The organism is Marinobacter sp. DSM 26671, assembly GCF_900112835.1.
GTDB classification, from domain to species: Bacteria; Pseudomonadota; Gammaproteobacteria; order Pseudomonadales; family Oleiphilaceae; genus Marinobacter; species Marinobacter flavimaris.
In genome coordinates, this window is record NZ_FONF01000030.1 from 15884 (window position 1) to 28599 (window position 12716).

Genomic DNA, 12716 nt, shown 5'->3' on the forward strand with positions numbered 1-12716 from the left:
TTTTGACCGATTTTTATCAGTTTAGATTGTCCGGTTTTCATCAGTTTTCAGTGACCGCTTTTTGAGTGTCCGGGTCGTCAGATTCCTCCTGTTGTTGAGTAGTACCGGGAACGAGTCCGGCCTTCCGTTTGTCCTTCAGTCGGTAGCTCTCGCCCTTGATGTTCAGTGTCGTTGAGTGGTGCAGCAGCCGGTCCAGTATTGCGGTGGCGATGACCTGATCTCCGAACACCTCGCCCCAGTCCATAAAGCTCTTGTTGGACGTCAGGATGGTGCAGGCGCGCTCATAACGACGGTTGATCAGCCGGAAGAACAGGCTGGCTTCCTCCCGGGTCATGGGCAGGTAACCGATCTCGTCCAGGATCAGGACCTTCGGGTAAGTCAGTTGTTGTAGCTGACGGTCCAGCCGGTTTTCCTGCCGCGCTTTCATCAGGGTGCTGACCAGGCGGTCCAGAGTCATGAACAGAACGCGATGCCCGGCTTCGGCAGCCTTCACGCCAAGTGCGACAGCCAGGTGGGTTTTACCCACCCCGGGCGGGCCCAGTAACACAACGTTCTCATTGCGCTCCACGAACCCCAGTCCGGACAGGTCCCGGATCAGCTTGCGGTCGATGCTCGGCTGGAAGCTGAAGTCGAATTGCTCCAGGGTTTTGATCCAGGGCAGGCGAGCCTGTTTCAGGCGGGTATCCAGGCCTTTCTGGTGGCGGCCACCCCATTCCTGGGCCAGGGCCTGTTCCAGGAACTCCCGGTAGTTCAGGTCTTTCTTGCTGGCGTGTTCACAGAGACTGTCCAGCGTGGCTTGCAGGTGGTCCATCTTGAGCCGGTCGAGGAGTTGGTCAAGGTTCATTGCAGCACTTCCTCATACACCGCCAGGCTTCGGTGCTGCACCGGCATCACGTCCTGCCACAAGGGACTATGATGGTCCTCAATAGCCTGCCAGCCGTCCTTGCGATCCGTGAGTCGGTGGCGAGCCACTTCCTGGCCACGGATGTCGTAGACGGTCAGTTCATCGTCCAGGCTGATGCGGATCGTGACCTGTTGCCCACAGCACTGGGCGGGCACACTGTACCGATTTCCCCGCACATCGATGTAGGCATCCCAACTAACATGGCGGACATCGTAGTATCGGGTGTCGAAGTCCGTTGCTGGCCTTGCCAGCAGGTGTGGCTTCTCGGCGTCGAACCGCTCCAGCGGTGTTTGCTGGAACTGCCGCAGCAGACGTTGATGGGCACAGGTTGTTAACCAGTGCTCCAGCAACTGATTCAGGTGCGCGTAGCTGTCGAAGCTGCGGTACCGCTGGAAGAAGTGGTGCTTTACGTAGCCCACCATCCGCTCGGTCTTGCCTTTGGTTCTGGGGCGCTGAGGGCGACAGGCTTTGGCAACGAACCCATAATGATTGGCCAGCTCCAGGAAGCCGGTATTGAAGGTGACCTTGCCATCACGGTCATGACGAACCACCGCCGCCTTCTGGTTATCCACCAGAACACTGGCGGGGACGCCATCAAAGTACCGGAAGGCTTGCACCAGGGACTCGTAGGTGTGTTCCGCATCCTGGCGTGGGCCGGCCCAGACGTGAAGGTATCGGGAGTAGCCCAGCACGTTCACCGCGATGTTGGGGTCGTTTGCGGGAGAGGGCGAAATGACACCCGAAGGGTAGCGTCTATTGCAGAAATTCAATTAAAAAGGATGCCCTCAGTAGTTATCTTTTTTAGACATCCAAATGGAATCGGCCATAGGACATAAATGTAAGCCAAATTGATATTCAGCCCCCTCTCTCAATGGTCAACACAGCTCACAAGTATTGTCTGTGAGAAAGGACTCGCCCTCTTAGGTGACTAACAGGTTCCGCATATCAGTGAACGCGGACAATAAAGTCCAACCATTTAGACTCATGCCCCAACCAAAACAGTCTAAAGTCCCGACGGCAACGAAACACCGACGCCGAATTCATAGACGAGTTGACCACCAAAATAAGCAGTTGTGACGATCAGTCCTGCAATCGCCAGCTCGAATACCACTGCACCCCAGCAGAGGCGCCTCGATAGAACGGTGCCTCGCCACCAAATAACTGCGCGTAGCAGCCCCCAAGCCACTAAGACACCTGCTGTAATACTTCCCAACTCCTCATGCCTTTCTAATATTGCAAGGGACGTACCGTTGGCCAGCGCGACATCGAGCGCAAGGTCACCAAAAACAAAAGCGACTGCGGCGGCCAGCCCCGCGCCTAGCCCGAGTCCAGCCGAGATATTAGCAATAGCACCGCGACCATCGAGGGACACACCCCGAGAAACAACGACGAAATCGAACGCCGCCAGCGATAACGCAAAGACGATTGGGAAATGCACAATCAATGGGTGGATTTGTTCAATCGGTAACATTGGGTATAGCTCCTATGAAATAAATGGAATATTTGGTGTGCACGAGTTAGAACCACACTCTAAAGCCGGCAACCAATGCCAGATTGTCAACGTCTCCGCCGTCGGCACGGGTCAGATCAGCCGTGTTGCCATATTGGCGCTTCCAGCTGACGCCGATATAAGGCGCGAATTCTCGACGAACTTCGTAACGTAATCGCAGACCTAGTTGCACATCATTCAACCCGCTACCGACGCCAAATCTAGGTACTGAACTGGCTGCAATATTGGTTTCAAATCGAGGTTGCAGTATGAGGCGTTGCGAGAACAACAGGTCGTAAGTGCCTACTAATCTAGCCGAGACGTCGCCATCCTCGCTGATAAAGAGGGCGGGCTCGACTTCGAATCGATAAGGCGCTAAACCTTGGACGCCCAGCACCGCAAAACTGCGATCCTGATCGGGGCCAGAGCCATACTGTCGGTCATAGCGCAGGCCGACCTGCAAATCCCAAAACGGCGCGATCATTCGGCTATAGAGCGCTTGAAGTTCCAACTCGCCGCCGTTTGCTGATGTTTGGTCGTCACCTTCAAATTTCATCCACAGTTTGTTGGTGTCGGTGCCATACCAGCCCTGCATATCCCAGCGCAACGTATCGGCGCCGTCGTTATCGCGATACTCGAACTGGTCTGCGATGATCATACCCAGCGGTAAGTTGTCTTCAACGGGTTCCGGCCAACCGGATTCCTCCGCAAAAGCAAACGTATGGAGAACAATCAAAAAGCTGCCTAGCACAATTCGAATCGAGGGGGATGTGGTGAGCAATTGATTATCCATTGCGGTTCTCCGATGACACTGCATCATTGGTCACCGACACCACTCGAAACATACCCATGTCCAAGTGATACAACAGGTGGCAGTGGAAGGCCCAGTTGCCGGGGGCATCTGCACTGATCAGCGCGGTCAGCCGCTCACCAGGCTTCACGTTGAGCGTGTGTTTGCGTGGCCGGTATTCACCGGCGCCATTCTCGAGTTCCATCCACATACCGTGCAGGTGAATCGGATGTTCCATCATGGTGTCGTTGACCAGCACCAAGCGCAGGCGTTCGCCATACTTAAAGTGGACAGGACCATCCACTTCAGAAAACTTTTTACCATCGAACGACCACATGTACCGATCCATCACGCCGGTCAGGTGCAATTCTACTTCGCGTTCCGGAGTCCGTTGATCGGGATACGGCGACAGGCTGCGTAAATCGGTGTACACCAACACGCGACGGCCATTGTTCTCCAGTCCGTCACCCGGTTCGCTCAGGCGATTACTCGGAAATTCAGCAACCATTGTGTTGCCTTTACCGTGACGGTCCGGGCCATGCTTTACTGGCGATGATGCTGTTGACATGCCAGTGCCTCTATTGCGTGACATGTCCATACTGTCCATCGTCTGCTTCTTAGCAGGCATTTCACCCGGCATCGCCATAGTCCCATCTTTCATGTTCATCGCAGGCACGCCATCTTTGGGTGCCGACGTCATACCCGGCATGGCCATCGCACCCATGCCCATATCCTTCATTGTGCGCACCGGAGGATTGCCTAGCGGCGGTATTGCTGCCTCGAGCCCTGCTTTGGATGCCAGGGTTCCGCGCGCATAACCGCTGCGGTCCATGGAGGCTGCGAAAATCGTGTATGCCGCCTCGTCGACAGGCTCGACAATGACGTCATAGGTTTCCGCCACGCCAATTCGAAATTCATCAACAGCGACCGGCTGAACATTCTGCCCATCTGCTTGTACCACGGTCATTTTCAGTCCCGGGATGCGGACATCGAAGTAGCTCATCGCAGCGCCATTGATAAACCGCAGGCGTATGCGCTCTCCCGGCCGAAACAAGCCTGTCCAATTGGAATCTGGTGCCATTCCGTTAATTAAATAGGTATAGGTCGCAGCGCTTACGTCGGCGATATCCGTAGGCGCCATCCGCGATCGCGCCCAGACCATGCGTTCTCGAACCGTTTTACCCCAACCGTTTTCTTCAGCATCGTTAAACAACTCGGGAACTGTTCGGCGTTGATAGTTGTAGTAATCGCTTTGCTTCTTCAGTTTCTTCAGAACGCTCATTGGGTTCTCAAACGTCCAGTCAGAAAGCATGACCACATATTCGCGGTCGTATGCAAACGGTTCGGGGGCAATCGGATCAATAATTAACGGCCCATAGTGACCTTGCTGTTCCTGCAATCCAGAATGACTGTGATACCAGTACGTGCCACTTTGCTTTACCGGAAAGGCGTAACGAAACGTCTCACCTGGCTTGATACCCGCATAGCTGACACCGGGGACGCCATCCATTTCATAGGGGAGCAGTAAGCCATGCCAGTGAATGGAAGTGTCTTCATCCAGTTGATTTGTGACCCTAATAACTGCGTCCTGCCCTTCTTTTAGGCGAACAAGCGGACCGGGAATGGAACCACTGATCGTCACCGTATCGCCCATTCGCCCGCCAATATCAAGGGGCTGACGGGTAATATTGAGATCAATCGGGCCGGTTGCTTGTTCGGGGCGTAAGCCTAAGCCTAAGGTTTCTCCGGCAAAAGCCGGGACCAAAGAATTGAGCCCAAGGATTGCACCTGTAGCACCCGCTTGCGTTATAAAGCGGCGTCTTGATTTCGAATACATCGTTTGGTTGTTCATTGTTCGCTCCAACAAATAATCTTGGTTGCTTGCGCGCTATCCCGGCGTAAAAAGCACGCCCTGGCGGAATAACTTAGTTTTGGAAATTGGCACTATCCAGTCAATGACGACGATAGGCCACTGACATCAAAAAGTTGGCAGGCTAATTCAGCAGGCGATCATAACGATGAACTGGCGAATCGACTGTTCTCTGAGGCGGAACATGCTCGCGTGCCGAGTTCGAAGTGACCTGCGCTTGAGGCCATATGGATTCACTGAATTTGAATACAGCGACAAGATTGTCGTCGAGGTCATCGATGCGCGTCGTCGGTTGGAGGGCATCCTGTTGGAGATGCTCTGTGGCATTAACCGCACAATGGGTAAAGCAATGGTCATAAGAACACTCACCATCGCACGGTCCACCATCGACTGAATGATGCGCATGTTCGTCTATCCCTGTGCTTGCATTTGCATAGCACACCCCGACACCCGCGCCTAAGACCAAGGGGAGGACCAGAAACGAAGATATATAAAGGCGGAGGATCGACATGCTTGCCACAATATACTCCCCCGGCGTATTTAACAAGGCCAAGCGACCAGGATTAGAATCATTCAATCTTGGCTGCGCATCAACGGTCACGTGAGAACTCGAGACTGATATCAAGCTGATGGTCGTTGTATACTCCTAAGGAGTATGTCGACCGAGTGATAACACCATGTCCAACCTTGAAAAATCAGATTTGCCCGCCTCTCGAAAAGCGATTTCGAGGCGCCTTAAGCGAATCGAAGGTCAAGTCCGCGGCGTAGATCGAATGCTGGAACAAGGTCGCTACTGTGTCGACATCTTGCAACAAATTCAGGCCACGAAAGCCGCGTTGAAAAAAGTTGAAACCGAACTTCTACGTGATCATGCAAATTCCTGTATTGAAGGTGCACTTAGAGAAGGCTCTTTGGATGAGCAAAGAGATAAGATCGTTGAACTCGTCGATCTGTTTGAACGAGGTCGCTGAGGGTCTGGTACCGAGAAAAAGTGCCTGCGTCTAGGCCGCCTCGCGTGAGCGTTTTACAATCTCAGAGACCGTGTTCTTGCTAATACCGAGATCCCGTGCAATCCATCGATAGCTCTTACCTTGTTCAATGAGGTGAAGCACTTTAGGTGAAAGTTTGTCGGATTTTGGGCGGAAGCCCTTCTTTCGGCCCAGCTTTTTGCCGCGAGCTTTTGCTGCAGCAAGACCGGATTTTACGCGTTCACTAATTAAATCACGTTCAAATTCTGCGATGCCGGATAGAAAGGTTGCCATCATCCGACCATGGGATGTCGATAGATCAAAGGTCATGCCGCTTATGGCGACCACCGAGACTTTCCAGTTTTCCAGGTCGCGGAGCGTGTTGAGCAGGTCGATGGTTGATCGACCCCATCGAGACAATTCTGTCACGACTACCGCATCGATTTCCCGGCGTTGCGCCAAGGCCATAATTTTCTTTCGTTCTGTGCGATCCAATTTCGCACCTGACCCCGTTTCCTTGAAAACTCCAATGACGTCGTAGTTCGCTCGCTTAGCGAATGCTCGAAGATCGCGTGCCTGCCGCGCACACGATTGATCAGCTGTCGACACTCGACAATAAATGGCTACCCGGTGTCCCAATTAAACCTACCTCTCTTCAAGGCTTGCAAAGCCGCATGTTTACTGGCTGGATTGGTGTCCTGTTTAGCCTTTAGTTTAACTGGGACAGTATCGCATGCCAAGACGCACCATTCTGACCGAACGACAACGGGAAGCACTGTTCGGATTGCCAGCGGATGAAGACTCGATGCTCCGCCACTACGTGTTGAGTGACGAGGACATGCAGCATGTCAAAACAAGGCGACGCCCCGGCAACCGATTGGGTTTCGCATTGCAGCTATGTGCCTTGCGGTATCCCGGTCGACTACTCCAACCAGGCGAATTCATCCCAGACCCAATTATCAAATTTATTGGGGCGCAACTGGGTTTGTCGAAAAGCGACCTTGCCGACTATGCGGAGAGACGGCAGACACGCTATCAGCATTCGGTGTCGCTCCAGAATCTATACGGCTATCGAACTTATCAGGCTTCTGACCTAGATTTCGCCCAGTGGCTGGCATCAGCCGCTGAACAGGCCCACTCTAACGAAGGGTTGGCACGCGAAGTGGTCGCCCAAATGCGCCTTCGGCGCATTGTTGTACCGGCACCTTCAACGGTTGAACGATTGTGTGCAGATGCTCTGGTCGCCGCCGACAATCGTATCTCTAGGCGCATCGCGGATCGTCTCGACAACACCACAGTGGACAGACTCACCGCATTGCTCAGCGAAACAACGGTGACAGGCGTCACCCGATTCGTCTGGTTGCGCCAACACGAACCGGGCAGCAACTCACGGGTGGTCAATGGGTTGCTCGATCGGCTGGAACGGATCGTTGATTTGGAACTCAGCCCTTCTTTGCTTCAGGGTGTGCCCTCGCACAGAGTAGCCCGCCTTCGTCGCCAGGGTGAACGCTACTATGCCGATGGCATGCGTGATCTACCTACGCATAGAAAACTGGCGATACTAGTCGTCTGTGGTGTTGAATGGCATGGCGCAATCGGTGACGCCATCGTCGAAACCCATGATCGAATTGTGGGTCGGCTGTACCGTGCTTCTGAGCGTTTTAGAGATGATCAAATTAACGATCAACGTGCGCTCATCCAACAAACACTCAAAACTTTTTCCGAAGTAGGCGCATCGATCATCGCGGCGCGAGAAGCCGGCGAGCCCGTCGACACAGCCATTGAACAGGATTGCGGCTGGGAGGTATTCAATCGCCTGGTCGAAGATGCCACCGCTGTGAATGCCAAAGTTGGAGCCGATCCTCTGGATTTTGTGAACAGTGGCTACGCTAGATTTCGTCGCTATGCACCACGGTTTCTGAACACACTCGCGATCGAAGGTGCGCAGTCAGCAGGACCGATACTCAAAGCAATTAACGCACTCCAACAACTGAACCGATCGAATAATCGGGGGTTACCAAACAATCTACCGATAGCCTTCGCTAGACCCAAATGGCGAAAGAGGTTGCAGCGCACAGACCGTCGAACTTGGGAAACTGCGATTCTTTTCGCTATTCGCGATGCATTTAGGGCAGGCGACATCTGGTTAAAAAATAGCCGTCGATATGCAGAGCCATCGAAAGAGTTGATACCGGTTAACGCCGTTGCAACGTCATCAGCACTGGCAGTACCGTTGGACCCTCTCGACTGGTTAACGCAACGGAAACAGGTGCTGGCTCAAGCATTTGAAGCCACAGGCGAAGCCGCACGCCGTGACCGGCTACCAAACGGGCTAATTCAAGACGGCGTACTCAAACTCTCCAAATTGGAGAAACAGGCGCCCGACAATGCCCATCAGCTAGTCATGGATTTGTACCGGCGTGTACCGCAAACACCGGTCACTGACATTCTGTTGTCGGTAGACCGTGAAATCGGGTTTACAGAAGCTTTCACAGATTTGCGAACAGGAGCGCCGTGTCGTGACCAAATCGGGCTCCTAACCGTACTACTCAGTGACGGCGTCAATTTGGGCCTTCGCAAGATGGGTGCCGTATCTACCACGCATTCTTTCTGGGAGTTGCTTAGGATTTCTCGGTGGCACGTACAAGACGATGGCTATCGGCAAGCACTTGCGATGATCGTAGACGCGCAAAGTCGACTGCCTATGTCCAAAGTCTGGGGGCCCGGAGAGTCCGCGTCGGCCGATGGTCAATTCTTCCGAGCCTCAGGGCCTGGCAAAGCCATGAATGTGGTGAACAGACGCTATGGCATAGACCCAGGGATAAAGGGGTATACCCATGTCTCCGATCAGTATGCTCCGTTCTCGATGCAAGCGATTCCGGCAACAGCACACGAAGCGCCTTATATTCTCGACGGACTGTTGTCGAATGACGCCGGACGGCGAGTGAAGGAACAATATGCAGATACCGGTGGGTTTACCGATCATGTGTTCGCCATGTGCTCACTGCTGGGCTACCGTTTTGCACCTCGTATTCGCGATCTACCGGCGAAACGCCTGTATGCATTTAATCCAAGCGAGGTACACAAGACACTGAGGCCGTTGGTTGCGGCCAAGATCAACGAAGACCTTATCGTACGCAATTGGCCCGACATCCTCCGGTTATCAGCAAGTGCAGCGGCAAACACAGTGAAACCCAGTCAGCTCTTAAAACGACTATCTGCTTACCCGCGACAGAATGAACTGGCTGTCGCCCTACGTGAGATCGGTCGAGTTGAACGATCGTTGTTTATGATGCAGTGGATGTTGGACGCTGAGTTGCAACAGCGCGTACAGATGGGGCTCAACAAAGGTGAGTCACACCACGCCCTAAAGCGCGCAATCAGTTTTCATCGTCGAGGTGAGATTCGTGATCGATCCTCTGAGGGACAACACTATCGAATTGCTGGGATGAATCTCATTGCGGCAATCATTATCTATTGGAACACCAAAAAGCTGGGGGAAATTGTCGAGACACTCACCAATGCCGGTGAGGCACCAAATCCCGATCTACTGCCCCATGTATCCCCTCTGGGGTGGGAGCATATCAATCTAACTGGTGAATACCATTGGCCCGATGCTTAGGGTGTCATTTCGCCCCCTCCCGCAAACAACCCCATGTTGACGGTACAGATCCGGCCACCGATTTCGGTCCGGAGCTGGCCCCAGTCATGCTGAAGCTGCTTGCCCGGCTGCGTCTCGTATCGAACCGTTTGCTTACTGGCTCGAAGGGGGCGCTTGGGTTGTATGTACTCGCGGACCAGCGTTGAGGAGCCGCTGTACCCTTGTTCCCGCAACTGCTGGAAAATGACCTCGGCGTTCCAGACCTCATTCGCCAACTGCTGATCGATAAAAGGCTTGAAGGGATCCAGCTTGCTGGGCCGGCGTGTTTTGGGCTTGCCCGTCGGTGGTGCTGGCAGGGCCAGATAACGTCGCACCGTGCGTTCTGAACAGCCAATCCGGTGGGCAATGTCCACGATGTGTGCCCCTTGTACCCGTAGTTGCTTTATCATGAGAAAGTCCTCTCGGCTTTGCATGAGTCTTTTCCTTTCAGGTTTCGTCACCTTCAAGAAAAGGCCATGCGGGTCGGGAGGACAATCTATCCTGACAATTTACGGACTTTTAGCACTGTTGCTGACAGCGCGGAGACAAATACCTGCGAACGTTGTTAATCCATGGCACGCGGGCGGTGATTGCCAAGCTGGCCAATAAAGATGACCGGCTCAGCCGCTGGGCAAAAGAGTTGGTGGAACGTCGCGGGTATAAGAGAGCCGCTGTCGCATTAGCGGCCAAGAATGCCCGGATTATCTGGGCGCTACTGATGAACCAAAGTGAGTTTAAAACACAGCCTGTAGAGGGCTGATAACCGAGCACCAACGACAGGCAGAACACGCCTGCCAGCCGAGTCCTGCAACGGCAAGCGATGACGGAACGGTCAGACCGAGAGTGATTGAACCTGATAAGCTTTGCGGCTGATACAAGCCGACTAACGAATGAGGTCACCACTCACACGCATCATCATCCTGGCCCGGGCAACAATGCCCACAAAGAGGCCGAATGTAGAGCTGCAGTCTCAAACCGCTTCGAATTCAAATGGCGTTGCTTGACCGCAGGGGGAGTCCATGTAGCTGAGCTTAGCGGCGCCCTTGTAATGGAGGCGAAGCCGCAATGAAAAGGGCGTCCGGCGGCCATCGGCCGCGTACTACAGCGACTTGTTGGGCGGGTCACAGTGGAAACTGAAGGATAGAGACTTTTATACCCCTTCCGGTATACCGGAGTTCCCGTCAAGTTTGGTGATCCGCCATTTTTCAGGGTCTTCCCTCTCAAAAGCGATGTCATAGTCGAACGTGTTCTCGACGCGGAGAAGGCACACACAAAATTCCTTCTTACGTGCTGACTCTAGTTCCCAAAGTCGACGGCCCAATGAGTTCAAAGCCTCGAACAAAGCCTTTTCCCGGAACGGATCAACTAAGAGAACCTCATCATGAGTAACTACTGAGGCGTTCGATCCGAAACGGCATTCCTGTGATTCAAAGCGCCAGTAAGCCTGCTTCCACGTAGGCGAGATCCGCTGTATGCCGGAAATAAATTCTTGCGCCAGTTCAACAATTACTTTCGCCGCTTTATCGGTTTTCACAACTTCTCCCTATGCGCCCAACGCCGCGCTCTGCGGCAAATTTGAAGCGCAGCGGAGAATTTGTCCGACAGCAGCGCCTTGTTAGGCGAGAGAATGCACCGCCAGAAAATCATACGGCCACACCGAAGAGCGCACCGACCCCAGCCGTCAAAGCCATTGCCAGAGCCCCCCAAAACGTGACCCGAGAGGCGGCCTTAAGAACAGGAGCGCCGCCGACTTTCGCTGCTAATGAGCCTAGTAAGGCAAGGAACACCAATGAACTGCCAGGGACGACCCACATAAGTAACCACTCCGGAAACGATAGGACGACACATAAGGGAAGGGCCGCACCTACCGAGAATGTGCCTGCCGACGCCAATGCAGCCTGAATTGGACGGGCCGTAGAGACCTCTGAGATGCCAAGTTCATCGCGTGCATGTGCCCCAAGTGCATCCTGCTTCATCAGTTGACTTGCTACGCTGTCTGCGAGCGCCCGGTCTAACCCGCGCCTGACGTAAATCTCGGCAAGCTCCGCATGCTCTTGTTCAGGCGCATCAGCCAGCTCGGCTTTCTCTCTGGCAAGGTCGGCCCCCTCCGTATCGGCTTGAGAGCTGACTGACACGTACTCACCTGCTGCCATCGACATAGCACCTGCAACGAGACCAGCTACGCCTGCGACTAACAAAGCCTTGGAGTCCGCCCCTTCTGCTGCCACCCCCAAGACCAGGCTCGCAGTAGATACAATCCCGTCGTTTGCACCAAGAACCGCAGCACGAAGCCAACCGATTCGATCTGTTTTGTGTCTTTCAGAGTGTCTCATGCGAAGTCCAAATATAAGGTGAGCAGTAGCGCCTAACGCTGAAATAAGCGGCGGCCCGACAGGGACGTCCGGTGGAGGCCGCAGGCCGGAACGAACTTAATTGATTTGTTAAGTGGCTGGACATTCACCACCCCAAGTATCGGTTGGCACACTGGCTAGTTCGCTGGGAGCAGGGAATGCTTTCTTGAATGTGAAAGCCTCCGCGGTTGGGCCATGCTCTCGCAGAATGTTCAGCTTTTGCGCTGCTTCTTCGACTGACGGAATGTGACCGGCAGGCACCCACCAAAGCACCATATATGCCTCACCCATTTTGTTGAACCACTCTTTCTTGCGGCGCATGATCTCGACGTGGGCAGACCGATAAACGTAATTGTGCAAAGCCTCGACCGAATCCCAGAGGGAAAGATTCACGATTTTATCGGAGCCGAAATAATCAATGCCGGTGGCATCACCTTCTTCGGTTTGCAGCCTCCAAACAAACCCCGGAGACTCCTCTGCCAACGCATTGATCCTGTCGAGATTCGCAACAAAATCCGAAAGCTGCGGGGAATCAATCGGAGCCAAAAGAGTGGCAATGTTGAGTTGCGCAATATGATACTTACTCACAGTTTCCTCCCTGAAAACACTTAACGCCGCCAGCATGCGCGGCTACGAAATGGAGGCGAAGCCGCAATGTAGTAGGCGTCGCCGTGCCTGGCCTTGTTAAATTCAGTCTGACTGAT

The 12716-nt window shown here is 53.8% G+C and carries 12 protein-coding genes and 2 pseudogenes; 4 read left to right on the top strand and 10 right to left on the bottom strand.

Annotated features, from left to right (window positions below; all coding sequences use genetic code 11):
• Positions 1–40 precede the first annotated feature (40 nt).
• The 5 genes and pseudogenes from istB to BM035_RS20445 form a co-directional block, all read right to left on the bottom strand.
• On the bottom strand, positions 41–844 hold the full coding sequence (gene istB, locus BM035_RS20425; protein WP_052479629.1) for an IS21-like element helper ATPase IstB: 804 nt from the start codon (positions 842–844) through the stop codon (positions 41–43).
• Positions 841–1611, bottom strand: a pseudogene (gene istA, locus BM035_RS20430) (IS21 family transposase); the annotation flags it as partial. The gene istB and the pseudogene istA, both read right to left, overlap by 4 nt.
• A gap of 296 nt (positions 1612–1907) precedes the next feature.
• A complete protein-coding gene (locus BM035_RS20435) occupies positions 1908–2375 on the bottom strand; it encodes a DUF2231 domain-containing protein (protein WP_092034156.1) in 468 nt (155 codons plus the stop codon).
• 46 nt (positions 2376–2421) lie between these two features.
• Positions 2422–3186, bottom strand: a complete 765-nt coding sequence (locus BM035_RS20440; RefSeq protein WP_092034159.1) for a copper resistance protein B — start codon at positions 3184–3186, stop codon at positions 2422–2424.
• Complete coding sequence (locus tag BM035_RS20445; protein ID WP_441295086.1) at positions 3179–5020, bottom strand: copper resistance system multicopper oxidase; 1842 nt, start codon at positions 5018–5020, stop codon at positions 3179–3181. The genes BM035_RS20440 and BM035_RS20445 overlap by 8 nt, the downstream gene beginning before the upstream one ends.
• Positions 5021–5237: 217 nt before the next feature.
• Here BM035_RS20445 and BM035_RS20450 point away from each other — a divergent pair, with 217 nt between their 5' ends.
• Both BM035_RS20450 and BM035_RS20455 read left to right on the top strand, forming a co-directional pair.
• On the top strand, positions 5238–5447 hold the full coding sequence (locus tag BM035_RS20450) for a hypothetical protein (protein WP_136629442.1): 210 nt from the start codon (positions 5238–5240) through the stop codon (positions 5445–5447).
• Positions 5448–5730: 283 nt separating this feature from the next.
• The gene (locus BM035_RS20455; protein ID WP_020932524.1) at positions 5731–6024 is read left to right on the top strand and encodes a metal-sensitive transcriptional regulator; all 294 of its coding nucleotides are present in this window, start codon (positions 5731–5733) and stop codon (positions 6022–6024) included.
• A gap of 30 nt (positions 6025–6054) precedes the next feature.
• Here the strand turns inward: BM035_RS20455 and BM035_RS20460 are convergent, their stop codons facing one another.
• Positions 6055–6660 (bottom strand): recombinase family protein, encoded by a 606-nt coding sequence (locus BM035_RS20460; RefSeq protein ID WP_041932919.1) that lies wholly within the window; start codon positions 6658–6660, stop codon positions 6055–6057.
• A 94-nt stretch (positions 6661–6754) separates the two neighbouring features.
• Here BM035_RS20460 and BM035_RS20465 point away from each other — a divergent pair, with 94 nt between their 5' ends.
• The gene (locus tag BM035_RS20465) at positions 6755–9643 is read left to right on the top strand and encodes a Tn3 family transposase (protein WP_092034164.1); all 2889 of its coding nucleotides are present in this window, start codon (positions 6755–6757) and stop codon (positions 9641–9643) included.
• Here BM035_RS20465 and BM035_RS20470 read toward each other — a convergent pair.
• Positions 9640–10071, bottom strand: a complete 432-nt coding sequence (locus tag BM035_RS20470; protein WP_136629444.1) for a transposase — start codon at positions 10069–10071, stop codon at positions 9640–9642. The two genes, BM035_RS20465 and BM035_RS20470, sit on opposite strands and share 4 nt — an antisense overlap.
• Positions 10072–10196: 125 nt before the next feature.
• Here BM035_RS20470 and BM035_RS20475 point away from each other — a divergent pair.
• A pseudogene (locus tag BM035_RS20475) lies at positions 10197–10421 on the top strand (IS110 family transposase); the annotation flags it as partial.
• 390 nt (positions 10422–10811) lie between these two features.
• On the opposite strand, the gene BM035_RS20480 reads toward BM035_RS20475, so the two are convergent.
• The 3 genes from BM035_RS20480 to BM035_RS20490 all read right to left on the bottom strand — a co-directional run bounded on the left by BM035_RS20480 (position 10812) and on the right by BM035_RS20490 (position 12600).
• A complete protein-coding gene (locus BM035_RS20480) occupies positions 10812–11195 on the bottom strand; it encodes a hypothetical protein (RefSeq protein ID WP_092034169.1) in 384 nt (127 codons plus the stop codon).
• Between the two features lie 109 nt (positions 11196–11304).
• A complete protein-coding gene (locus tag BM035_RS20485; protein WP_092034171.1) occupies positions 11305–11994 on the bottom strand; it encodes a VIT1/CCC1 transporter family protein in 690 nt (229 codons plus the stop codon).
• A 108-nt stretch (positions 11995–12102) separates the two neighbouring features.
• Positions 12103–12600, bottom strand: coding sequence for a DUF3291 domain-containing protein (locus BM035_RS20490; RefSeq protein ID WP_092034174.1), 498 nt, complete (start codon positions 12598–12600; stop codon positions 12103–12105).
• Between the last annotated feature and the right edge of the window lie 116 nt (positions 12601–12716).

Excerpts from the sequence above, each read along its gene's own strand:
- istB (WP_052479629.1), bottom strand. The coding sequence starts at position 844 with ATGAACCTTGACCAACTCCTCGACCGGCTCAAGATGGACCACCTGCAA.
- BM035_RS20435 (WP_092034156.1), bottom strand. The coding sequence starts at position 2,375 with ATGTTACCGATTGAACAAATCCACCCATTGATTGTGCATTTCCCAATC.
- BM035_RS20440 (WP_092034159.1), bottom strand. The coding sequence starts at position 3,186 with ATGGATAATCAATTGCTCACCACATCCCCCTCGATTCGAATTGTGCTA.
- BM035_RS20445 (WP_441295086.1), bottom strand. The coding sequence starts at position 5,020 with ATGTATTCGAAATCAAGACGCCGCTTTATAACGCAAGCGGGTGCTACA.
- BM035_RS20450 (WP_136629442.1), top strand. The coding sequence starts at position 5,238 with ATGCTCGCGTGCCGAGTTCGAAGTGACCTGCGCTTGAGGCCATATGGA.
- BM035_RS20455 (WP_020932524.1), top strand. The coding sequence starts at position 5,731 with ATGTCCAACCTTGAAAAATCAGATTTGCCCGCCTCTCGAAAAGCGATT.
- BM035_RS20465 (WP_092034164.1), top strand. The coding sequence starts at position 6,755 with ATGCCAAGACGCACCATTCTGACCGAACGACAACGGGAAGCACTGTTC.
- BM035_RS20470 (WP_136629444.1), bottom strand. The coding sequence starts at position 10,071 with ATGATAAAGCAACTACGGGTACAAGGGGCACACATCGTGGACATTGCC.
- BM035_RS20485 (WP_092034171.1), bottom strand. The coding sequence starts at position 11,994 with ATGAGACACTCTGAAAGACACAAAACAGATCGAATCGGTTGGCTTCGT.